Source organism: Modestobacter italicus, from assembly GCF_000306785.1.
Lineage (GTDB): Bacteria > Actinomycetota > Actinomycetes > Mycobacteriales > Geodermatophilaceae > Modestobacter > Modestobacter italicus.
The window spans coordinates 859,067-882,150 of record NC_017955.1 but is presented as its reverse complement, the minus strand read 5'-3'; the positions used below and the strand labels follow the sequence as shown (position 1 = coordinate 882,150).

General features: G+C 75.4%; 17 protein-coding genes. 14 read left to right on the top strand and 3 right to left on the bottom strand.

The window, feature by feature from the left end; translation table 11 throughout:
- The first annotated feature begins 81 nt into the window (after positions 1 to 81).
- The 11 genes from MODMU_RS04235 to galE all read left to right on the top strand — a co-directional run bounded on the left by MODMU_RS04235 (position 82) and on the right by galE (position 12,741).
- Positions 82 to 1,212, top strand: coding sequence for a citrate synthase 2 (locus MODMU_RS04235; protein WP_014738937.1), 1,131 nt, complete (start codon positions 82 to 84; stop codon positions 1,210 to 1,212).
- 82 nt (positions 1,213 to 1,294) lie between these two features.
- On the top strand, positions 1,295 to 2,410 hold the full coding sequence (serC, locus tag MODMU_RS04230) for a phosphoserine transaminase (RefSeq protein WP_014738936.1): 1,116 nt from the start codon (positions 1,295 to 1,297) through the stop codon (positions 2,408 to 2,410).
- Between the two features lie 175 nt (positions 2,411 to 2,585).
- Positions 2,586 to 3,767 (top strand): inositol-3-phosphate synthase, encoded by a 1,182-nt coding sequence (locus MODMU_RS04225; protein ID WP_014738935.1) that lies wholly within the window; start codon positions 2,586 to 2,588, stop codon positions 3,765 to 3,767.
- Positions 3,764 to 4,669 (top strand): hypothetical protein, encoded by a 906-nt coding sequence (locus MODMU_RS04220; RefSeq protein WP_014738934.1) that lies wholly within the window; start codon positions 3,764 to 3,766, stop codon positions 4,667 to 4,669. Before MODMU_RS04225 ends, MODMU_RS04220 begins: the two co-directional genes overlap by 4 nt.
- A complete protein-coding gene (locus MODMU_RS04215; protein ID WP_014738933.1) occupies positions 4,666 to 5,700 on the top strand; it encodes a class I SAM-dependent methyltransferase in 1,035 nt (344 codons plus the stop codon). Before MODMU_RS04220 ends, MODMU_RS04215 begins: the two co-directional genes overlap by 4 nt.
- Positions 5,697 to 6,701: a Gfo/Idh/MocA family protein gene (locus MODMU_RS04210; protein WP_014738932.1), complete on the top strand. Its 1,005-nt coding sequence runs from the start codon at positions 5,697 to 5,699 to the stop codon at positions 6,699 to 6,701. Before MODMU_RS04215 ends, MODMU_RS04210 begins: the two co-directional genes overlap by 4 nt.
- The gene (locus MODMU_RS04205) at positions 6,698 to 7,582 is read left to right on the top strand and encodes an MBL fold metallo-hydrolase (protein ID WP_014738931.1); all 885 of its coding nucleotides are present in this window, start codon (positions 6,698 to 6,700) and stop codon (positions 7,580 to 7,582) included. The genes MODMU_RS04210 and MODMU_RS04205 overlap by 4 nt, the downstream gene beginning before the upstream one ends.
- Positions 7,579 to 9,858, top strand: a complete 2,280-nt coding sequence (locus MODMU_RS29020) for a YcaO-like family protein (protein ID WP_014738930.1) — start codon at positions 7,579 to 7,581, stop codon at positions 9,856 to 9,858. The genes MODMU_RS04205 and MODMU_RS29020 overlap by 4 nt, the downstream gene beginning before the upstream one ends.
- Positions 9,855 to 11,063, top strand: coding sequence for a glycosyltransferase family 4 protein (locus MODMU_RS04190; RefSeq protein ID WP_014738929.1), 1,209 nt, complete (start codon positions 9,855 to 9,857; stop codon positions 11,061 to 11,063). The genes MODMU_RS29020 and MODMU_RS04190 overlap by 4 nt, the downstream gene beginning before the upstream one ends.
- Positions 11,063 to 11,773: a PIG-L deacetylase family protein gene (locus MODMU_RS04185; RefSeq protein WP_014738928.1), complete on the top strand. Its 711-nt coding sequence runs from the start codon at positions 11,063 to 11,065 to the stop codon at positions 11,771 to 11,773. The genes MODMU_RS04190 and MODMU_RS04185 overlap by 1 nt, the downstream gene beginning before the upstream one ends.
- Positions 11,770 to 12,741, top strand: a complete 972-nt coding sequence (gene galE / locus MODMU_RS04180) for a UDP-glucose 4-epimerase GalE (protein WP_014738927.1) — start codon at positions 11,770 to 11,772, stop codon at positions 12,739 to 12,741. The genes MODMU_RS04185 and galE overlap by 4 nt, the downstream gene beginning before the upstream one ends.
- A gap of 41 nt (positions 12,742 to 12,782) precedes the next feature.
- Here galE and MODMU_RS04175 read toward each other — a convergent pair whose 3' ends face one another.
- From MODMU_RS04175 to MODMU_RS04165, 3 genes are all read right to left on the bottom strand, one after another.
- Positions 12,783 to 14,273, bottom strand: coding sequence for a circularly permuted type 2 ATP-grasp protein (locus MODMU_RS04175; protein ID WP_014738926.1), 1,491 nt, complete (start codon positions 14,271 to 14,273; stop codon positions 12,783 to 12,785).
- Positions 14,274 to 14,280: 7 nt separating this feature from the next.
- Positions 14,281 to 16,140, bottom strand: a complete 1,860-nt coding sequence (locus tag MODMU_RS04170) for a S9 family peptidase (RefSeq protein ID WP_014738925.1) — start codon at positions 16,138 to 16,140, stop codon at positions 14,281 to 14,283.
- Between the two features lie 102 nt (positions 16,141 to 16,242).
- Positions 16,243 to 18,027: an N-acetylglutaminylglutamine amidotransferase gene (locus MODMU_RS04165; RefSeq protein WP_014738924.1), complete on the bottom strand. Its 1,785-nt coding sequence runs from the start codon at positions 18,025 to 18,027 to the stop codon at positions 16,243 to 16,245.
- A 293-nt stretch (positions 18,028 to 18,320) separates the two neighbouring features.
- Here MODMU_RS04165 and sepH point away from each other — a divergent pair, with 293 nt between their 5' ends.
- The 3 genes from sepH (at position 18,321) to MODMU_RS04150 (ending at position 22,986) form a co-directional block, all read left to right on the top strand.
- A complete protein-coding gene (gene sepH / locus MODMU_RS04160; protein WP_014738923.1) occupies positions 18,321 to 19,298 on the top strand; it encodes a septation protein SepH in 978 nt (325 codons plus the stop codon).
- 65 nt (positions 19,299 to 19,363) lie between these two features.
- Complete coding sequence (locus MODMU_RS04155) at positions 19,364 to 21,157, top strand: ABC transporter ATP-binding protein (protein ID WP_014738922.1); 1,794 nt, start codon at positions 19,364 to 19,366, stop codon at positions 21,155 to 21,157.
- The gene (locus MODMU_RS04150; RefSeq protein ID WP_014738921.1) at positions 21,154 to 22,986 is read left to right on the top strand and encodes an ABC transporter ATP-binding protein; all 1,833 of its coding nucleotides are present in this window, start codon (positions 21,154 to 21,156) and stop codon (positions 22,984 to 22,986) included. Before MODMU_RS04155 ends, MODMU_RS04150 begins: the two co-directional genes overlap by 4 nt.
- Positions 22,987 to 23,084 lie beyond the last annotated feature (98 nt).

The window sequence follows — 23,084 nt, the reverse complement described above, 5'->3', positions numbered from 1 at the left end:
CCCGCCCCGGACCGCCTAGGTTGTGCCTCGTCGAGCGCTGGTCCAGCGCCGTCCCCACCCGCGCGCAGAGGAGCATGCGAGATGGCTGACGACTTCGTCCCCGGGCTGGAAGGCGTCGTCGCCTTCGAGACCACCATCGCGGAGCCGGACAAGGACGGCGGCGCGCTGCGCTACCGCGGCGTCGACATCGAGGACCTCGTCGGCACGGTCACCTTCGGCAACGTGTGGGCGCTGCTGGTCGACGGCGCGTTCGGGCCCGGCCTGCCGCCGGCCGAGCCGTTCCCCGTCCCGGTGCACACCGGTGACGTACGGGTCGACGTGCAGGCGGCGCTGGCGATGCTCGCCCCGATCTGGGGCCTGCGCCCGCTGCTGGACATCTCCGCCGAGCAGGCCCGCGACGACCTGGCCCGGTCCGCGGTGACGGCGCTGTCCTTCGTCGCGCAGTCCGCGCGCGGCACGGGCGTCCCGGCCGTCCCGCAGGCGCGGGTCGACGAGGCCGGCACGATCGTCGAGCGGTTCATGGTGCGCTGGCGCGGCGAGCCCGACCCGCGGCACGTCGCCGCCGTCGACGCCTACTGGACCTCAGCCGCCGAGCACGGCATGAACGCCTCCACGTTCACCGCCCGGGTCATCGCCTCCACCGGTGCCGACGTCGCCGCCTCGCTCTCCGGCGCGATCGGCGCCATGTCCGGCCCGCTGCACGGCGGTGCGCCGTCCCGGGTGCTGCACATGCTCGACGGCGTCGAGGCCTCCGGCGACGCGACGCGGTACGTCAAGGACCTGCTCGACAAGGGCGATCGGCTGATGGGCTTCGGCCACCGCGTCTACCGCGCCGAGGACCCCCGCGCACGGGTGCTCCGCCGCGCCGCCGAGGAGCTGGGCGCCCCCCGGTTCGAGGCCGCCCGCGCGCTGGAGCAGGCCGCGCTGACCGAGCTCCGCGAGCGCCGCCCGGACCGCCCGATCGAGACCAACGTCGAGTTCTGGGCCGCGATCGTGCTGGACTTCGCCGAGGTGCCCAGCCACCTGTTCACCTCGATGTTCAGCTGCGCCCGCACCGCCGGGTGGTGCGCGCACATCTTGGAGCAGAAGAACACCGGCCGGCTGGTGCGCCCCTCCGCGCGGTACGTCGGCCCCGACCCGCGTCGGCCCGAGGACGTCGAGGGCTGGGACACCATCACCACCAAGGCCATCACCGAGGCCACTCCCGCGTGATCAAGGACCCCCTGCCCCCCACCCCTCGCAGGCTCGGGGCGGGACCCTGCAGGGGGCCACAAAGACCTGAAGGGCATGCCACATGAGCATCACCATCCCCGCTGACCTGCTGCCGAAGGACGGGCGCTTCGGGTGCGGCCCGTCGAAGGTGCGGCCCGAGGCGCTGCAGGCGCTGGCCACCGACGGGGCGGCGCTGATGGGCACCTCGCACCGGCAGGCGCCGGTCAAGGGCCTGGTCAAGCGGGTGCGCGAGGGGCTGACCCAGCTCTTCGACCTGCCCGACGGCTACCAGGTGGTGCTGGGCAACGGCGGGACGACGGCGTTCTGGGACGCCGCGACGATCGGGCTGGTCCGCCGGCAGAGCGCGCACGGCAGCTACGGCGAGTTCTCCGCGAAGTTCGCCTCCGGCGTGGCCGACGCGCCGTTCCTGCAGCCGCCGCTGGTGGCCAAGGCGGAGCCGGGCTCGCTGGCGCTGCCACCGGCGCACCTCGGCGTCGACGCCTACGCGTGGGCGCACAACGAGACCTCCACCGGCGTGATGGCCCCGGTGACCCGCCCGGCCGGCGCGGACGACGACGCGCTGGTCCTGGTCGACGCCACCTCCGGCGCCGGCGGGCTACCGGTCGACATCGCGCAGACCGACGTCTACTACTTCGCACCGCAGAAGTCCTTCGCCAGCGACGGCGGGCTGTGGATCGCGCTGATGTCGGCGACCGCGCTCGAGCGGGTCGCCGAGATCAAGGCCTCCGACCGCTGGATCCCCGGGTTCCTCGACCTGTCGATCGCCGTGGACAACAGCAGCAAGGACCAGACCTACAACACCCCCGCCGTCGCCACGTTGTTCCTGCTGGCCGACCAGATCGACTGGATGCTCGGCCTCGGCGGGCTCTCCGGCGCCGTCGCCCGCAGCCGCGAGTCCTCCAGCCGGCTCTACGACTGGGCGGAGAAGAACGACCACACCCAGCCCTTCGTCGACCGGGTGGACGAGCGGAGCTACGTCGTGGGCACCATCGACTTCGACGAGTCCGTCGACGCCGCCCTGATCGCGAAGACCCTGCGCGCGCACGGCGTCGTGGACACCGAGCCCTACCGCAAGCTGGGCCGCAACCAGCTCCGGATCGGCATGTTCCCGGCCGTCGACCCCGACGACGTCAGCGCGCTGACCGCCTGCATCGACCACGTGGTGGGCCAGCTGTAGGGCGGAACCCGCGGGATCAGTAGATCGCACGCCATCTTCTGGTCGCGCAATCCGCTTGTCCGTGTGAGGCTCGACCCAGGTCCGGGTGGCAAGCCCCGGGCACGGAGTTCGAGGAGCACCTGTGTCGCACTCACCACGTCGGGTCGGAACGGCCATCGTCGGGCTCGGGGGTGCCGTGGCGACCACCGCGGTCGCCGGGCTGGAGCTGCTGCGGCTGGGCGCCGTCGGCGCCGACGGTCTCCCCCTCGCCGGGCTGACCGTCGGCGGCGCGTCCCTGGAGGAGGCCACCGGCCTCGTCGGCTACGACGAGCTGGTCGTCGGCGGTTGGGACCTGGACGGTTCGGACCTGTACAAGGCCGCCGAGCAGCACGGCGTGCTCGACCTCCGCCAGCTGCAGCAGGCCGAGCCGCTGCTGTCGACCATCACGCCCTGGCCCGCCGCCGGCGACGCCGACTTCTGCCGCAACGTCACCGGCGGCAACGTGGTGCTCGCCGAGGGCCGCCGCGCCCAGGTCGACGCCGTCCGCGCCGACCTGCGCCGCTTCCGCGAGGAGCAGCAGCTCGACGGGCTGGTGCTGCTCAACCTGGCCTCGACCGAGCGCTGGCCCGACCCGGCGGCGGCCTGCCTGCAGACGCCCGAGGCGTTCGAGGCCGGCCTGGACGCCGACGACCGGGCGATCACCCCGTCGATGGTCTACGCGTACGCCGCGATCACCGAGGGCGTCGGCTACGCCAACTTCACCCCCTCCCTCTCGGCCGACGTCCCGGCGCTGGTGCAGCTGGCCGAGCAGCGCGGCGTACCGATCGCGGGCAAGGACGGCAAGACCGGCCAGACGATGATGAAGACGGTGCTGGCCCCGGCCTTCCGCAGCCGCGCGCTCACCGTCGAGGGCTGGTACTCCACCAACATCCTCGGCAACCGGGACGGGCTCGCGCTCGACGACCCGGCGTCGCTGGAGAGCAAGCTGCAGACCAAGGCCAAGGTGCTCGACTCGATCCTCGGCTACCCCGTCGAGGACCACGTCGTCCGGATCGACTACTACCGCCCCCGCGGTGACCAGAAGGAGGCCTGGGACGCCATCGACCTGGTCGGCTTCCTCGGCCAGCGCATGCAGATCAAGGTCGACTTCCAGTGCCGGGACTCGATCCTGGCCGCCCCGCTGGCCGTCGAGATCGTCCGGCTGGTCGACCTCGCCCAGCAGCGCGGGGAGGGTGGCGTGCAGCGGCACCTCGGCTGGTTCTTCAAGGCCCCGATCACCGCCGACGGCAGCACCCCCGAGCACGCGCTGCACCGCCAGGAGTCCGAGCTGATGGACTGGCTGGCCGGCGGGAGCGTCGTCGTCCCCGGCCCCCGGTGACGACGACGACCGACCTCTCCCCCCTCGGGGCGCTGCGACCCCTGCTCGCCGAGATCGGTGACGCCAAGCGCGTCCGCACGGCCGCGGCACCCGGCTCGCTGGCCGAGCAGGCGTTCGGCCGCGCCTGGGCCCGGCTGCTCGAGGGCGAGGACGCCGAGGCGGTGGCGCTGTCGGAGACCGCGGCGGCGGTGGCCCGGGCCCGGCTGGCCGGGATCGACGCCCCGGTGCTGACGGCGGCCGGGCTGTCCGACGACGAGGCGCAGGCGGTGCTGCGGCGCGCCTTCGACGAGGTCGCCGGGCCCCTCGACGCGGAGCTGGCCGACCGGCTGCGGGCGGCGCTGCCCGCGGTGCGGCCGGCCGGTCCCCCGCCGTCGCTGGCGGTGGCGCTGAACGCGCAGCCGCGGGCCGGGGCCACCAGCCCGGGCAAGCCGCGGGTCATCGTCGAGCCGCCGGAGAGCCACGGCGACCACTGCCTCACCGTGGCCGTCTACGGCTGCCTGCTCGCCCCCGCGCTGGGCGCCGACCCGGTGCCGCCGTTCCTGGTCGGGATGGCGCACCACCTGCACAACGTCGTGCTGCCCGACGCCGGGTTCGCCGGCGAGGTGCTGCTGGGCGGCGCGCTGGACCGGGTGCTCGGCACGCTCGAGGAGCGGGAGCTCGCCGGCCTGCCCGCCGAGCTGGCGGACCGGCTGCGGCAGGTGCTGGCGCTGCGGGCCGACGCCGTGGCACCGGAGTCGCAGGCCTTCCACGCCGCCGACGTCCTCGACCGGGTGCTGCAGGTGCACCACCACGCGCGCGCCGCTGCCTTCACCGCCGCGCAGGCGCTGGACGACCTGGAGCTGGTGCACGCCGGGCCGGTGCAGTCGTTCCACCTGGACGTGCTGGCGGCGGCGGGGCTGTGAGCGTCACCGGTGTCACCGCGACCGGGGTGCCGGTCGTCGACGGGATCCCCTTCGCCCGCACCGGGCGGGAGGAGCTGCAGGCCCGGGTCGCCGCCCTGCTCGCCGATGGCCAGGTCGACCGGGCCCGGGTGGCGCTGCTCGCCGACGCCGACGACTGGTGGACCGAGCCCGCTCCCCCCGCCGAGCAGCTGGCGCGGGTCCCCGCGGCGGGCAGCCTGCGCGAGGCCATGCAGCTGCTCGGCATGGGCCGGGTCGGTGACTACTTCGCCCACCGCTGGTCCGACCCCACCCACCTGGCCGGGCTGGCGCTGCTCGGCCAGCACTGGCCCGGGGACCGGCCGGTGGTCGACGTCGCCTGCGGCATCGGCACGCAGCTGCGCGAGCTCGCCCGCCGCGGCGTCGCCGACCTGGTCGGTCTGGACGTCGTCTGGGCCAAGCTCTGGCTGGCCCGGCGCTTCGTGTGCCCGACCGCCCGGTACGTGTGCGCCGACGTGACGACCGCACCGGACCTGCAGGTGGGCCGGCCGGCGTTCGTCACCTGCACCGACGCCTTCTACTTCTTCCGGGACAAGGCCGCGGCCGCTGCCGCGATGGCCCGGCTGGCCGGGCCCGGCGGCACGGTCGTCGTCGGGCACGCGCACGTCGCCGACCCGCACGGCGCGCCGCTGCCCCCCGACGAGTACGCCCGGCTGCTGGGCGCCACGCTGCTCTACGACGACGAGGAGCTGACCCGCTCGCTGCTGGAGCGCCGCGCGCCCCGCCCCGCGCCGGCCGCGGAGCTGGCCGGCAGCGAGGCGATCGCCCTGGTGGCCGGTGACCTGCGCAGCCCGGCCCCGGTCGACCTGGGCGAGCCGCTCGGGCCGCTGCGCCCCAACCCGCTCTACGCCGACGGCGCGCTCCGCTGGCCCAGCGAGCGGTACGCCGCCGAGTACGGCCCGCGGTCGGGCCACCTGCCGGCCCGCTGGCCAGACCCGCTGCCGGCCGACGCGGCCCGCCGGCGGCTGCTGGTCGACCTGCCGGAGCAGTGGTGAGCGGCGTCGGGTGGGGGGTCGCCGGCTGCGGCTGGGTGGCCCGCGACCACGCGCTGCCCGGCCTGCTGCAGGTCCCCGGCGCCCGGCTGGTGGCGCTGCACGACCGCGACCCCGCCGCGATGGCCCGGATGCCGGTCGAGGCGCCCCGCAGCACCGACCTGGCCGCGTTCCTGGCCACCCCAGGCCTGGACGCGGTCTACGTCGCGGTGCCCAACTCCGCCCACCGGCAGGTCGTCGAGGCGGCCGCCGCGGCGGGGGTCGCGGTGCTGTGCGAGAAGCCGCTGGCCGCCGACGTCGCCGACGCCGAGGCCGCCGTCGCCGCGGCCGCCCGCGCCGGTGTGCTGCTGGGCACCGCCTTCGACCAGCGCTGGCACCCCGCGCACGTCCGGCTGCGCGAGCTGGTGCCCGAGCTGGGCACGGTCACCGCCGTCCGGATCGCCTACTGCTGCTGGCTGCCGGCCGACTGGTCACCGGACGGCGGCCCGCATGACAACTGGCGGGTCGACCGGTCGCGGGCCGGCGGGGGCGCCGCGATCGACCTGGCCCCGCACGGCCTGGACCTGGCCGGTGTGCTGCTCGGCGAGGACGTCGTCGAGCTCTCCGCGCTGCTGCAGAACCGGGTGCAGGACTACCCGGTGGACGACGGCGCGCTGCTGGCCGGCCGCACCGCCGGGGGCGTGCTGGTCGACCTGCACGTGTCCTACAACTGCCCCGACGCCCTCCCCCGCCGCCGGCTCGAGGTGGTCGGCACCCGGGGCATGGCCGTCGCCGTGGACACGATGGGCCAGACCGCCGGCGGGTCGCTCACGCTGTTCCGCCCCGAGCCGGTCGACGTCCCGTTCGCCGGCACCGACCCGTTCACCGCCCAGTTCGCCGGGTTCGGCGCCGCGGTCACCGGCGCGGCGCCCTGGCCGTACCCGCCCGACCGCGACCTCGCCCTGCACCGCCTGCTCGTGCAGGCGCTCGACGCCGCCACCGACCGCACCGGAGCCCGCTCGTGACGAACCCCGACACCAACCCCTACCGCGGCCTGCTGCCCGACCTGCCCGCCTTCGCCTGCACCAACTGCGGGCACTGGCAGCGCTGGCCGGCCCCCGGCCCGCAGGTCTGCCCGGTCTGCGCCGACGTGCGCAACGCGCTGCCCGAGCACGGCTTCGAGTTCGTCACCCCCAAGCAGGCCGACGAGCTGGTCACCGGCTTCTGGCGGCCCACCGCCGTGGCCGGCATCACCGAGTTCGGCACCGGACCCCGCTTCGGGCTGGACAGCCGCGGCTGGGTCATCGAGACCGACGCCGGGCTGGTCGGCTTCGAGTGCGCGCCCTGGTACACCGCCGAGATGCTCGCCGAGCTGCGCCGGATGGCCGCCGAGAAGGGCGGGTTCGACGTGCTCGCCTCCAGCCACGTGCACGGCTACGGCGCGCTGTGGCAGCTGCAGCTGGAGCTGGAGCCCGCGACGGTGTGCGTCGGGGTGCGCGACCTGGAGTGGACCAAGGCCTTCCGGGTCACCTGGCCCGCCGACGACGTGCTCGAGCTGGCCCCCGACCTGACGCTGCACCGCACCGGCGGGCACTTCCCCGGGCACTCGGTGCTGCACGACAGCCGGCGCGGGGTGCTCTTCTGCGGCGACTCGCTCAAGGTCGACCTGGACGGCGAGGGCAACCCCGTCGGGCTGAGCGCGCACAAGGCGTTCCACGCGCAGATCCCGCTCTCGCACGGCGAGCTGCGGGAGTACCTGGCGGTGGTCGCCGAGCTGGACTTCGGCGCCGTGGCCACGCCGTTCGAGCTGGTGCCGGGCGTGACCACCGACCACGTCGTCCACCTGGTGCAGCGGCTGCTGGCCGGGCGTCCGGACGCCGCACCGATCGCGCTGACCGAGCTGTGACCACCACCTCCCAGCGGTACCTGGACTCCTTCCCGGCCGGCGTCGAGGAGTTCGCCATCGAGGGCCTGGACGTCCTCGACGTGCCGCTGCACAGCGCGTTCCTCTCCTCGACGCCGGAGCACCCGGGCGGCAGCGGGCTGGGCTACGGCGCGACCCGGGAGGAGGCCCGCACCGGCGCGCTCGGCGAGATGGCCGAGATGGCGCTGTCCATCCGCGCGCACGCCGGGCTCGACCGGGTGCACGGCTCGTACCGGGAGCTGGCCCGCACCGAGGGCCGGGACCGGGTGGCCGACCCGCGCACGCTGTGCCTGGAGGCCGGCAGCACCTACGACGACGACCGCGAGCTCCAGTGGCTGCCGATGACCCGCACCCGGGACGGCGAGACCGTGCTGGTGCCGGCCGAGCTCGTCGTCTCCGCGCCCGAGGAGCTGCCCGGGGACCCACCGCCCGGCGGCTGGCTCACCACGGTGATCACCAACGGCCAGGGCGCGGCGTTCGACGCCGACCGGGCGGTCCGGCACGCGCTGCTCGAGCTGCTGCAGCGCGACGGGAACGCCACCACTTTCCGCGCGCTGGACCAGGGCGTGGTGGTCGACCTGGCCGGTCTGCACGACCCCGATGCGCTGGCCCTGCTCGACCGGCTCGACGCCGCCGGCATCGACGTGCTGGTCAAGCTGGCGAGCACCGAGCACGGCATCGTCGACGTCTACGCCGTCGGCTGCTCGCGGGACGGCTCGGAGCCCGCCCCGATGATGGTCACCGCCTGCGGCGAGGCGGCCGACCCCGACCGGGACGCCGCGGTGCGCAAGGCGCTGCACGAGTTCGCCGCCGCGCGCAGCCGCAAGGCGTTCATGCACGGCCCGCTGGACGCCGTCGCCGCCGCCACCCCGCCGGGCTACCTGGACCAGTGGCTGCGCGGGCACCCGCCGGAGCGGATGGTCGAGGAGGACCGGGCGCTGCAGGCGATGCTCGGGTGGACCCGGCTGGGCACCGACCGGCTGACCGACCTGCTGCGCGGCTCGGTGCTGTCCCGGCGGAGCAGCGTGGCGCTGTCCGACCTGCCCAGCGGCGGGGACGACGACGTGGTCGGCACCCTCACCGCCGAGGGGTACGACGTGCTGGTCGACCTGCAGCCCTCCCGGGGCGAGGCCGTGGCGGCGAAGGTGCTGGTGCCCGGCCTGGAGGCCGAGACGATGTCCTACGGCCGGATCGGTGAGCGCGGCGTGCGCCGGCTGCTCGACCGCGGCGACGGCCCCGGGGCCGGGCTCGCCGCCGTCGGCGCCGGACCCCGGCGGCTGGGCCCGGGTGCACCTGACCGCCGAGGCGGAGGAGCGCCTGGGTGGGCCGGCCTGGTTCGACCGGGCCGGCGCCGAGCGGGCGGTCGGCGAGCTGTACGCGCTGTACCGGGAGCCCGGCCGGCACGTCGCCGCGCTGGCGGTGAGCTCGTGAGCCTGCGGTACGCCTACAACACCAACGGGCTCACCTCGCACCGGCTCGACGACGCGCTGTCGTTCCTGGCCGACACCGGGTACGCCGGGGTGGCCCTCACCCTCGACGTGCACCACCTCGACCCGTTCGCCGTCGACGCCCGCGCGCAGGCCCAGCGGGTCCGCCGCCGCTGCGACGACCTGGGGCTGGGCGTGGTGGTCGAGACCGGCGCCCGGTTCCTGCTCGACCCGCGGGTCAAGCACGAGCCCACGCTGGTCAACCCGACCCCCGAGGGCCGCGCCCGCCGGCTGGCCTACCTGCGGCTGGCCTGCGAGCTCGCCGAGGTGCTGCAGGCCGAGGCGGTGAGCTTCTGGGCCGGCGTGCCGCAGCCCGGCGTCGACCGGGCGGCCGCCCGCGGCTGGCTGGTCGACGGCGTCCGGGCGCTCGTCGACAGCCACGGCGGGCGCGGCTACGCGCTGGCCGTCGAACCGGAGCCGGGGATGCTCGTCGAGGACGCCGACGACTGGGCCGCCCTCGCTGCGGACGTGCCCGGCCTGACCCTCGCGCTGGACACCGGGCACTGCGTGGTCAGCGGCCGGTACACCCCCGAGCAGGCGGTGACCGCCTTCGGCCCGCAGCTGGGGGCGGTCGCCGTCGAGGGCATGCGCCGCGGCGTGCACGACCACCTGCCGCTCGACGAGGGCGACGTCGACCTGCCGGCGGTGCTGGCCGCGCTGCGCGCGGTGGGCTACGACCGGCTGGTCAGCCTGGAGCTCTCCCGCGACGGCCACCGGGCGCACCAGCTGGTGCCCCGCTCGATCGAGCTGCTGAGGGAGGCCGAGGGATGAGGATCTGCTTCGTCAGCCGGCGCTACTGGCCGGCGGTGAGCGGCATGAGCGTCTACGCGGAGAACCTGCTGCGCGAGCTGGTCGCGCTCGGGCACGACGTGACGCTGGTCAGCCAGTACCGGGACGACGAGGCCGGCACCCGGGTCTACGGGGGCGGCCCGCCGCCGGCCGACCGGGTGCCCGCCGGGGTCGAGGTGCACGCGCTGCCCAGCCGCGGCGAGACCGTCGTCCCCGCCGACTGGGAGGGCGACATCGAGGAGCTCGTCCGCACCGTCGTCGCCCTGCACGACCAGCGGCCCTTCGACGTGCTGCACGCCCAGTACGGCTACCCGCCGGGGCTGGCGGTGCTGGAGGCCTCGCGGCGCACGGGCGTGCCGAACCTGGTCAGCATCCAGGGCGGCGACGGGCACTGGGTGGGCACCTGCTGCCGCACCCACGCCGAGGCGATGCGGGCGGTGCTGGACCACGCCGGCGCGGTGCTGATCGGCAGCGCCAGCTTCCGCGACGAGGTGGTCGGCAACCTGGGCACCGACCCGGCGCGCTTCACGATCGTCCCCGGCGCCACCGACACCCGCCGGTTCACGCCGGCCGACCGGCCGCTGGGCAGCCTGGCCGACCCGCCGGTGCTGCTGTTCCACGGCCGGGTCGACCGCCGCAAGGGGGTGCTCGACCTGCTCGAGGCGCTGCCCGACGGCGTCCGGCTGGTGGTGTCGGGCATCGGCCCGGACCTGGAGGAGGCGCGCGCCCGGGCCGACGACCGGACCACCTTCCTCGGCTACGTGCCCCCGGACGAGGCACCCGCGGTGTACCGCTCGGCCGACGTGTTCGTCAGCCCGACCTACAGCGAGGGGTTCAGCAACACGCTGCTGGAGGCGATGGCCAGCGGCCTGCCCACGGTCAGCACCGTCAGCGTCGGCGTCGTCGACTGCCTGCGGCACGAGGAGAACGGGCTGCTGCACGAACCCGGCGACGTGGCGGGGTTGCGCAAGGAGCTCGACCGGCTGCTGTCCGACGCCGAGCTGCGGCAGCGGCTGGCCACGACCGCCCTGGAGGAGGTCCGCCGGCTCTACTCCTGGCCGGTGCTGGCCGGCGCGATCGACGGGGTCTGCACCCGGCTCGCCGGCACCCTGCCGGACCTGGGCTGGACGCCGCCCACGACCGTCGACCCGAGCTGCCGGTTCCGGGCCGCAGCGCACCTGCTCTGATGCGGGTGCTCGCGGTCAGCCCGCACCTGGACGACGCGGCCTTCTCCGCCGGGGCGACCCTGGCGGCGCTGGCCGACGCCGGGCACGAGGTCACCGTGGTCACCTGCTTCACCCGCAGCGTGCCCGACCCCACCGGCTTCGCGCTGGCCTGCCAGCTGGACAAGGGGCTGCCCGCCGACGTCGACTACCTGGCGCTGCGCCGCGCGGAGAACGCGGCCGCGATGGCGGTGCTCGGCGCCACCCCGGTCGACCTCGACCTGCCCGAGGCGCCGCACCGGGGCTACACCAGCGCCCCCGACCTGTTCGCCGGCGTGCACCCGGGCGACGACGTCTGGCGCGAGGTGGCCGACCTGCTCGCCGGGCAGACCGCGGACCTGTGGCTGGCCCCGCAGGGGCTGGGCGCGCACGTCGACCACCTGCAGGTGCTGCGGGCGGTCGCGTCGCTGGACCTGCCGGTGCTGTGGTGGCGGGACAGCCCCTACGTGCTCCGCCGGCCCGACGCCGTCCCGGGCGAGGCCCTGCCCGGCGGGCTGTCCACCGTCGAGCTCCCGCAGCTGCTGGACCGGCGCGCCGACGCCTGCGCCTGCTACACCACCCAGCTCGGCTTCCAGTTCGGCGGCGAGGCGGGCATGCGCGCGGCGCTGGCCGACCTGCCCGAGGTGCTGCTCGCCGGGTCGGCGGCGCGGGACGTGCTGGCGGTGCGGGCATGAGCTGGCTGGTGACCGGCGGTGCCGGCTACATCGGCGCCCACGTCGTGCACGCCATGACCGCGGCCGGTGAGCAGGTGGTGGTGCTCGACGACCTCTCCACCGGCGACGCCGGCCGGCTGGCGGAGCTGCCCGGCGTGCCGCTGGTGGTCGGCTCGGTCCGGGACCGCGGGCTGGTCCGCCGGGTGCTGCGCGAGCACGCGGTGCAGGGCGTGGTGCACGTGGCCGGCAAGAAGCAGGTGGCCGAGTCGGTCGCCGACCCGCTGACCTACTACGCGGAGAACGTCGAGGGGCTGGTCGCGCTGCTGGAGAGCTGCCGGGCCAAGGGGGTCGCCCGGTTCGTGTTCTCCAGCAGCGCCGCCGTCTACGGCACCCCGGACGCCGACCCGGTGGCCGAGGACGCGCCGTGCCGGCCGCTGTCGCCCTACGGGCAGACCAAGCTGGTCGGTGAGTGGCTGCTCCGCGACTGCGCCGCCGCCTGGGGGCTGGCCGCCACCTCGCTGCGCTACTTCAACGTCGCCGGCGCGGCGACGCCCCGGCTGGGCGACTCCGGTGCGGCCAACCTGGTGCCGCTGGTCTTCGCCGCGCTGGACGCCGGCTCGGCACCGCTCGTGTTCGGCGACGACCACGGCACCCCCGACGGCACGGGTGTCCGGGACTACGTGCACGTCGCGGACGTCGCCGAGGCCCACCTCGCCGCGGTGCGCGCGCTGACGGCCGGCTCGCCGGGGGGCACCTACAACGTGGGCCGCGGGCAGGGCGCCAGCGTGCTCGACGTCCTCCGGGTGGTCGGCGAGGTGACCGGCGCGGACACCACGCCCGAGGTGGTCGGCCGCCGGCCCGGTGACCCGGCGAGCGTGGTGGCCGCGGTCGGCCGGATCGAGCGCGAGCTCGGCTTCCGGGCGCGGTACGACCTGCACGACATGGTCACCAGCGCCTGGACCGCCTGGCGCCGCCTCCAACCCCTCTGAACGGAGTGCCACGGCGCGGAAAACGCGCCCCTCGCACTCCACTAAGCAGGGGGCAGGACCCAGGTGTCCTTGCTGCCGCCGCCCTGGCTGGAGTTGACCAGCAGCGAGCCCTCGGTGAGCGCGACCCGGGTCAGCGCGGCGGGCAGCGCCCGGGTGCTGCTGCCGGCGACGGCGAACACCCGCAGGTCGGCGTGCCGCGGCACGACCAGGCCGTCGACGACGGTCGGCACCGTGGAGAAGTCGACCGGCTGCTGGGCGACGAACCGGTGCGGGGCGGCGAGCACCTGCGCCTGCAGCTCGGCGAGCTCCGCGGCCGAGCACAGCGGGCCGAAGACGACGCCCTGCCCGCCGTACCCGTCGACCGGCTTGACCACGAGCTCGTGCAGCCGGTCGCGCACCTCGGCGAGGTCGGCGGCGTCGGCCAGCAGCCAGGTCGGCACGCAGGCCAGCACCGGCTCCTCGGCCAGGTAGAAGCGGATCATCGCGTCGACGTACCGGTAGGTGGCCTTGTCGTCGGCGACGCCGTTGCCCGGCGCGTTGGCCACCGCCAGCTGCCCCGCGCGCACCGCACCGGCCAGCAGCGCACCGACCGACGCGCCGCTGGGGGTGAGGTGGGCGGACAGGTCGGCCTCGTCGAAGCGCCGGTACAGGACGTCGACCGGCTGGCGCTCGCCGTCCCGCTGCACCGCCACCCCGCCGGACGTCGTCGGCCAGAGGACGTCGGGGGTGACGATCGGGATGCCCATCGCCTCGGCGAGCAGCCGGTGCTCGAACCAGGCGGAGTTGTGCGGGCCGTCGGTGAGCAGGCCCAGCCGCGGCACGCCGGTGCACCCGGCGGGGGCGGCGTCGGCCAGCGCGGCGCGCAGCATCGCCACCGACTCGGCCGGGTCGACCAGGCCCGCCGCCTCGGCCCCGGCGTAGAGCTGCGGCAGCGCGGCGCAGCCGCTGTCCCGGTTGGTGAGCGCGTAGCCGATGCCCGAGGGCACCCGCAGGTTGTCCTCGAGCACCACCCAGCCGTCCGGCCCCAGCAGCAGGTCCATCCCGGCGACGGTGATCCGCTGCTGCCCGGGGACGGCTGCGCCGACGGCGTCCGGCCGGTGGCCGGGGCTGGCCGAGACCAGCCACTCCGGGACGACGCCCGCCCGCACCACCTCCGGCTGCTTCTCCTCGTCGGTGCGCCGCCGGCCGGTCGGGCGGTAGACGTCGGCCAGGAAGGCGTTCAGCGCGCGGGTGCGCTGCTCGACCCCGGCGGACAGGTGCGCCCAGTCGGCCGCGGACAGCACCCGCGGCACCGGGCAGAGCGGGAACGGGCGCTCCTGCAGCCGGCCGTCGACGTAGCTGCCGAAGACAACGCCGCGCATCCGCCGCTCCTGGGCGACCGCGCCGACCACGGCGGCCAGACCGACCCCGCCGAGCTGGTCGAGGACCCGGGCCACCGGCTCGTAACCCGGCCGCACCGCGCCGTCCGCGGTCACGGCCTCGTCGCCGACCGAGGCGGGGTAGCGGGCGAAGACGCCGGGGCTGCTGGTCATCGCGTGGTCACAGCCATCGATCGAACCACTCGGTCACGCGCTCGGACAGGTGCACGAGGTTCTCCCGTCCCACGATCGTGTGTCCCTCGCCGCGGAGCAGCAGCAGCTCGGCCGGTGCGCCCAGCGCGGTGAGCTGCTGGTGCGCCTGGACGGACTCGAGCACCGGGACGTTGGTGTCCCGGTCGCCGTGGGCGAGCAGCACCGGGGCGGTCAGCCGGTCGAGCGCGGTCATCGGCGACAGCGTGGCCAGCATCTCCCGGTCGGTCACCGGGTCGCCGTACTCGGTCACCGACGCGGCCGCCATCCACGGCTCGGTGCCGGCGAAGAAGGTCCGCAGGTCGCTCATCCCGGCGAGCGTGGCGCCCGCGGCGAACAGGTCGGGCCAGCGGGTCAGCGCCACCAGCGTCAGGTAGCCGCCGTAGGACCAGCCGTGCGCGCCGACCTGACCGGGCAGCGCGACGCCCGCGGCGACCAGGTGCTGCACGGTGGCGACCACGTCGTCGAAGGAGGCCTCCCGGGCGGCCAGGTCGTCGGCGGCCATGAACGCCGCGCCGTGCCCGCCCGAGCCGCGCACGTTCGGCGCGAACACGGTCAGCCCGGCGGCGACCAGCGCCTGCGCGACCGGGGAGAAGACCGGCCGCTCCTGGCCCTCCGGCCCGCCGTGGAAGCTGACCACCGTGCGGTTGGGCCCGTGCACCCCCGGCGGCGTGTAGAGCCAGCCGTCGAGCTCGGTGCCGTCGGCCGCGGCGTACCGCAGGTGCTCCGGGGCGACCAGCAGGTGCGCGTCGGGCCGCCGCGGGGTCGAGGGCAGCGGCACCGGCGCCTCCGCGCCGTCGAGGGCCACCCGCCACAGCGACCGCGGGGACAGCGGTCCGGTGAGCTCGGCGAGCAGCGTGCGGCCGTCCGGCGACAGCGACCACCCGGGCATCACCGGCTCGGGCAGCGCGACCGTGTGCCGCACGGTGCCGTCGGCCAGGTCGCGGACGTCGAGCTCGGTGCACCCGTCGGCGTTCCAGACGCAGACGACGGTGCCGTCGGCGCGGACGGCGTAGGCGTCCAGGTCGGCGTCCGGGCGGGACACCAGCACCTCTCCGCGGCCGGGCACCCGGTCCTCGTCCAGCGGGACGCGGACCAGCGCCGTCCGGTCGCTGCGCGGGACACCGGCCAGCCCCGGCAGCCCGGCCCGCAGGTAGACCGCGCGGCCGTCGGGGGCGAACCGGCCGTCCTCCGACGCCCGGCCACCGGGGTCGCCGAGCGGGATCACCCGGCGCTGGACGCCGGAGGCCACGTCGACCAGCACGACGTGCCGGTGCCCGCGCGGTCCGCGGCGGGCGAGGACGGTGCGCTCGTCGGCGGCGACCGCGGTGACCGAGAGGAACCCGCCGCCGGCCAGGGTGCGGCGGGCGCCGCTGACCACGTCGACCAGGACGACGTCGGCGTCCGGGCCGTCACCGGGGGCGATCGAGCAGACGTAGTGGCCGCTCGCGGCGGTCCAGCCCCCGGCGAACACGGTCGACCGCGGGTCCTCCCCCGCGACCAGGTGCCGCTCGGTGCCGTCGGGGCGCACGGCCCACAGCTGGGCGCAGATCGACCCACCCGGGCTCACCAGGTAGGCCAGCCACTCGCCGTCCGGCGACCAGGCGACCGAGACGACCTCCTCGTCCGCGCCGGACAGCACGGCCGGCGGCGTCTGCTGGTCCAGGGTGGTGACCTCCAGGCGCGGCAGCCCGGACCGGTCGCTCACGTAGGCGACCCGGTCGCCGGTGGGCGCGAGCGTGGGGCACCAGGCGCCGGAGGCACCGGCGACCTCGGCGATGGCGAGGCGGGCCTGGGTGGACAGCCCGGCGGTGCGCAACGCGTCGGTCATGTCACCTCCTCGTCGGGACGGGGCAGAACGGGACCTGCCGGGTGGACGTCGTCGTCCTCCCCGGCATCGGCAGGGCAGGGCCCGTGGCGGACCCCGGGAGCGTCAGCGGATGCCGTGCCGCTGGAGCCAGAGCTCCAGCAGGCCGACCTGCCAGAGCTGGTTGGACCCCAGCGTGGTGCGGTGGCTGTTCGGTTCGGCCAGCAGCCGGTCGACGTACCCGGTGCGGAACAGGCCGCGGTCGCGGGCCTCCGGTGCGTGCAGCGCCGCGCGCACCGTCTCCAGGTACTCCCCCTGCAGGTCGATGATGGCGGGTACCGGGAAGTACCCCTTCGGCCGGTCGATCACGTCGGCCGGGATGACCTTCCGGGCGGCGTCCTTGAGCACCCCCTTGCCACCGTGCAGCAGCTTCAGCTCCGGCGGGACGGCGGCGGCCAGCTCCACGAACTCGTGGTCCAGGAACGGCACGCGGGCCTCCAGGCCCCAGGCCATCGTCATGTTGTCCACCCGTTTGACCGGGTCGTCGACCAGCATGATCGTCGAGTCCAGCCGGAGCGCCCGGTCCAGCGTCGTGTCCGCGCCCGGGCGGGCGAAGTGCTCGGCGACGAAGGCGCGGGACACGTCCTCGCCGGTCATCCACCGCTCGGACAGCACCCTGGCCATCTCGCTGTGCGAGCGGTCGACGAAGACGCGCGCGTAGGCGTCGACGGCGTCGGCGACCGGGACGCCGTCCAGCGGCGGGTACCAGTCGTACCCGGCCATGACCTCGTCGGCGCCCTGCCCGCTCTGCACCACCTTCACGTGCTGGCTCACCTGCTGGGAGAGCAGGTAGAACGCGACGGCGTCGTGGCTGGTCTGCGGCTCGCTCATCGCGCCGATCGCGCCGTCGAGCCCCGCGTGCACGTCGGCGCTGGGCACCATCAGCCGGTGGTGGTCGGTCGCGAACGTCTCGGCGATGACGTCGGAGTAGGCGAACTCGTCACCGGACCGCTCGCCCACCGCCTCGAAGCCGATGGAGAAGGTGGCCAGGCCGTGCTGCCCCTCCTCGGCGAGCAGGCCGACGATGAGGCTGGAGTCCAGGCCGCCGGAGAGCAGCACCCCGACCGGGACGTCGGAGACCATCCGCCGGCGCACCGCGACGCGGAGCTGCTCCAGCACCCGCTCCTGCCACTCGACCGGGTGCAGGTCGGCGAGGTCGGCCCGCCGCTCGTGCACCGGACGCCAGTACTCCCAGTCCTGCTCGCGCCCGTCGGGCTCGTACGTGCGCACCGTGGCCGGCGGCAGCTTGCGGACCCCGGCCAGGATCGTCCGGGGCGCGGGCACCACGGCGTGGAAGGACATGTAGTGGTGCAGCGCGACCGGGTCGATGGCGGTGTCCACGCCACCGGCCCGCACCAGCGCCGGCAGCGAGGAGGCGAAGCGCACCCGGCCGGGGCCGCGGCTGAGGTAGAGCGGCTTGATGCCCAGCCGGTCGCGGGCCATGACGACCCGGCCGGTCTCCCGCTCGACCACCACGAACGCGAACATCCCGAGGAAGCGCTCGACGCACGCCGCGCCCCAGCGGTGGTAGGCCTTGAGCACCACCTCGGTGTCGGAGGTGGAGAAGAAGCGGTAGCCGGCCTGCTGCAGCTCGGCGCGCAGCTCCTTGTAGTTGTAGACGATCCCGTTGAAGACCATGGTGAGACCGAGCTCGGGATCGACCATCGGCTGGGCGCCGGCGTCGGTCAGGTCGATGATCTTCAGCCGGCGGTGGCCGAGCGCCACCGGCCCGGACTGCCAGCCGCCGGAGCCGTCGGGCCCCCGGCGCTGCAGCTGGTCGCACATGGCGCTGACCGCCGCCATGTCGGCGGTCCCGCCGTCGAACCGGACCTCACCCGAGATGCCGCACATGCGTGCCCCTCCCTGTGCCGGTGGTCGTGACGGACGATCGGTCCACCATGCCCCCGGACTGTTTCGAGCACGTGACCTGGCGCCGGTCGGCGGCGCCGGAGGGACCATCCTGGCGGTTGCCGCAGCAGCCTGCGACCGGGCGGTGACCGACGGTCGAGAGCGTCCCGAGCGCTGTTGTCGAGCCGACGCGCCGGGCCGGGCGTGTCGGCCGTACACGTGCCCGGAGGCGCGGATAGCGTTGCAGCTGGTCCGCTCCCCCGGACGAGCACCGGTTCCCTGCTGGAGGTCGCCCCATGCGCTCCTTGCGCCTCGTGGCGCTCTCCGAGGACGGCACGCACCTCGTGCTCGCCGCGGAGGGGCCCGACCCGTCCGACGACGTCGAGCACCTCGAGCTGGCGGTCGACGAGCACCTGAGGTCCCTCCTCGCCGACCGGCCGACCCCGTCGCCCGCGCCGGAACCGGCACCGCAGCCCGCCCCCGCCCAGCCGGCCAACGACCTGCCGCCCCGGGTGATCCAGGCGCGCATCCGCGCCGGGGAGAGCCCCGAGCAGGTCGCGCACGCCTCGGGCACCCGGGTCGAGCGGATCATGCGGTTCGCCTACCCCGTGCTGCAGGAGCGCACCCGGGTGGCCGAGCAGGCCCGCGACGCCCGGGTCCGGTTGTCGGAGGGCACGCCCAGCGTGCCGCTGGAGCAGTTCATGTCCGAGCGGCTGCGGCTGCTCGGCGCGGACCTGGACGCCGTCCGGTGGGACGCGCACCGGTCCGAGGACGGCACCTGGCAGGTCCGCGCCGCCTGGCGAGCCGGCCACAAGTCCGGCACCACCCGCTGGAGCTACGACATCCCGGCCAAGACGGTGACCCCGGTCGACGCCACGACCATGGACTTCGCCGAGGGCACCCGGCTGGTCCGGGTCGTCCCCGACGTCCCGGTCGGCCTGCCGGCCGCGCCGATCTCGCGCCGGGGCACCGCGGTGGCGACCGACGACGAGCCCGGCCACGACGACTCCCTCGACGACCACCTCGACGACCGGGTGCGCAACGTCGTCCCGGTCGACGGCAACCCGGTCGACGTGCTCCTCTCCGGCGACGACGGCCCGTACGGCGAGGCCCGGTCGGCGCACGGCGGGCACCCCGCGCTCAGCCCGTACGACGACACCGACACCCAGGACACCGTCGTCCTCGGCTCGCTGGCCGACGGCGAGACCGACGACCCCCGCGCCCGGATCCCGGCGTGGGAGGACATCGTCTTCGGCGTCCGCCGGCACCGTTGACGCCGAGACCACCCGGCCGTAAAGCGTTCGGAGCCGTCCGACTCCCGGCCTAGCCTGGCGGGGCCATGACCGAGATCCCCGCGCCCGCCGACGACCGGGGGCGGCTCTCCTCGCTCGCCATGCTGCTCCCCTTCGCCCGGCCCTACCGCGGCGTGATCGCGCTGACCTTCACCGGCGCCCTGCTGGCCACGCTCACCCAGCTGGTCATCCCGCTGGTCACCCGCGCGGTCGTCGACGGGCCGATCGCCGCCGGCGACCGGGCCGGGCTGGTCCCGCTGCTCGCGCTGGCGCTCGGCTTCGGGATCGCCGAGGCGGCGCTGTTCTTCCTGCGCCGCTGGGCCATGGGCATCAGCAGCCTGCAGCTGGAGCGCGACCTGCGCGACGCGCTGTACCAGCGGCTGCAGCGCCTCCCGATCGCCTTCCACGAGGGCTGGTCGTCGGGCCAGCTGCTGAGCCGGGCCACCTCCGACGTCTCCACGATCCGGCGGTTCGTCGGCTTCGGCGCGGTGTTCCTCGTCGTCAACCTGATCACCTGCGTCGTGGTCAGCGTGCTGCTGCTGGTGACCTGCTGGCCGCTGGGCCTCGCGGTGCTGGCGACCAGCATCCCGCTGGTCGTGTTCGGGCTGCGCTGGGAGGCGCGGTACAACACCGAGTCCCGGCGGGTGCAGGACGAGCAGGGCGAGCTGGCCACCGACGTCGAGGAGGCGGTGCAGGGCATCCGGGTGGTCAAGTCGCTGGGCCGCAGCCGGCTGGTGTTCGACCGCTACGACCGCACCGCGCTGCGGCTGCGCGACCTCGAGCTGGCCAAGGTCCGCACGCTGGCGCTGATCTGGTGCCTGTTCGAGTTCCACCCGCAGATCACCCTGGCGGTCATCCTGGTCGGCGGCTCGCTGGCCGTGGCCGGCGGCGCGCTGACCGTCGGCGGGCTGGTCGGGTTCGTCGCGCTGTTCACCGTGCTGCTCTGGCCCATCCTGAGCCTGGGCTTCCTGCTCGCCCAGGCCCAGGAGACGGCGAGCGCCTGCGACCGGATCCGCGAGCTGCTGGACGCCCCGATGACCGTCACCGACCGCCCCGGCGTCGTCCCGCTGCCGGTGGGCACGCCGGCCCGGCTGCGGTTCGAGCACGTGGCGTTCCGGTTCCCCGGAGCCGGGGAACCGGTGCTCACCGACGTCGACCTCGACATCGCCGCCGGGGAGACGGTGGCCGTGGTCGGGGCCACCGGGTCGGGCAAGACCACGATGACCGCCCTGGTCGCCCGGCTGTTCGACGTCACCGGCGGCCGGGTCACCCTCGACGGCCACGACGTCCGCGACCTGCCGCTGCACCAGCTGCGCACCGTGGTGGCCACGGCGTTCGAGGACGCGACGCTGTTCTCCATGAGCGTCCGGGAGAACGTGACGCTGGGCCGCCCGGGCGCCGACGACGACCAGGTGGCCGAGGCGCTGCGGGTGGCGCAGGCCGACTTCGTGCACGAGCTGCCCTGGGGCCTGGACACCCGGATCGGCGAGCAGGGGCTGTCGCTGTCCGGCGGCCAGCGGCAGCGGCTGGCGCTGGCCCGCGCGGTGCTCGGCCGGCCGTCGGTGCTGGTGCTCGACGACCCGCTGTCGGCGCTCGACGTGCACACCGAGGCGCTGGTCGAGCGGGCGCTGCGCGACGTGCTGGCGCAGACCACCGCGCTGGTCGTCGCCCACCGCGCCTCCACCGTGCTGCTCGCCGACCGGGTCGCGCTGCTGCAGGACGGCCGGGTCACCGCGGTGGGCCGGCACACCGACCTGCTCGCCCAGGTGCCGGCCTACCGGGCGCTGCTGTCCTCGGAGTCGCAGCTGGCCGGCGCGCTCACCGAGGCCGGGTCCCGGTGACCGAGCCCGACGACCCGGCCGGGTGGCGCGGCGTCGCCACCGAGGACGACGACGAGCTCACCGCCTCGGCGAGCTCGTTCCTGCGCGGCCGGTCCCGCCGGTTGCTGGGCGACCTGCTGCGCCCGCACCGCCGGGCGCTGTGGCTGCTGCTGGCCACGATCACCGTCCAGAACCTCGCCTGGCTGGCCGGTCCGCTGCTCGTCGGGATCGGCATCGACCACGCCGTCCCGGCGCTGCTGGCCGAGCCGGCGGACCCCTGGCCGCTGGTCTGGGTGACCGCGGCGATGGTCGGTGCCGCCGCGGCGGACGCCGTCCTCCGGTACGTGTTCCTCGTGGGTTCCGGCCGGGTGGGTCAGGCGGTGCTGCTGGCGCTGCGCCGGCGGGTGTTCTCCCACGTCCAGCGGCTGCCGCTGGCGTTCCACGAGCGGTACACCTCCGGCAAGACCATCAGCCGGCTGACCAGCGACGTGGAGGCCCTCGCCGAGCTGCTGGACGAGGGGCTCGACGGGCTGCTGACCGCGCTGTTCAGCGTGCTCACCATCGGCGTCGTGCTGCTGGTGCTGGACCTGCCGCTGGGCCTGGTCGCGCTGCTCGGCTTCCCGCTGCTGTACCTGGTGGGCCGCTGGTTCCAGCGCCACTCGACCGTCGCCTACCGCCGCACCCGGCAGACCATCGCCGCGCTCATCGTCCAGTTCACCGAGACGATGGGGGGCATCCGGGCGGTGCAGGGGTTCCGCCGCGAGCCCCGCAACGACGAGCTGCACGCTCGGCTCAACGAGGACAACCGGCGGGCCAACCACCGGGCGTTCTGGCTGATCGCGGTGTTCGTGCCGGCGGTGACGATGATCGGCAACCTGGTCACCGTCGCCGTCCTCGGCTACGGCGCGCTGCGGGTGATGGACGGCGACCTGGCGGTCGGCGTGCTCGTCTCCTTCCTGCTGTACCTGCGCCGGTTCTTCGACCCGCTGCAGGACATCGCGATGTTCTACAGCAGCTACCAGTCGGCCGCCGCCGCGCTGGAGAAGCTGTCCGGGGTGCTGGAGGAGCGCCCCGGCGTCGCCGAGCCGGCCGATCCGACGCCGCTGCCGCACCCGGTCGCCGGCGAGGTCGTGTTCGACGGCGTGCGGTTCGGCTACGGCAGCGCGACGGTGCTGCCGCAGCTCGACCTCACCGTCCCCGCCGGGCAGACGGTCGCCCTGGTCGGCGCGACCGGGGCGGGCAAGTCGACGCTGGCCCGGCTGGCGGCCCGGTTCTACGACCCGCTGGCCGGTCAGGTGCGGCTCGACGGGGTGCCGCTGGACCGGCTCGCCGACGCCGACCTGCGCCGGGCGGTGGTGATGGTGACCCAGGAGAGCTTCCTGTTCTCCGGGTCGATCGCCGACAACATCACCTTCGGCAAGCCCGACGCCACCCGGGCGGAGGTCGAGCAGGCGGCCCGGGCGATCGGTGCCGACCGCTTCATCCGGGCGCTGCCCGACGGCTACGACACCGACGTCCGCAAGCGCGGCGGCCGGCTGTCGGCCGGTCAGCGGCAGCTGGTCAGCTTCGCCCGCGCCTTCCTCGCCGACCCGGCGGTGCTGGTGCTGGACGAGGCCACCAGCTCCCTCGACGTGCCCTCGGAGGTCCTCGTCCAGCGGGCGCTGCAGACGCTGCTCGCCGACCGGACGGCGCTGATCATCGCCCACCGGCTGTCCACGGTGGAGATCGCCGACCGGGTGCTGGTGATGGAGGCCGGCCGGGTCGTCGAGGACGGCTCCCCCGCCGAGCTGGTCGCCGGGACCGGCCGGTTCGCCGACCTGCACCGCGCCTGGGCCGACAGCCTGGTGTAGGGCAGGACCCTCGGCGCCCGGTCCTGGACCGTGACTGCCCGCCGGTCGCGGCGCCGCCGACGGGGAACAGGGTGTCCGCGAAGATCGTTTCGGGTAGT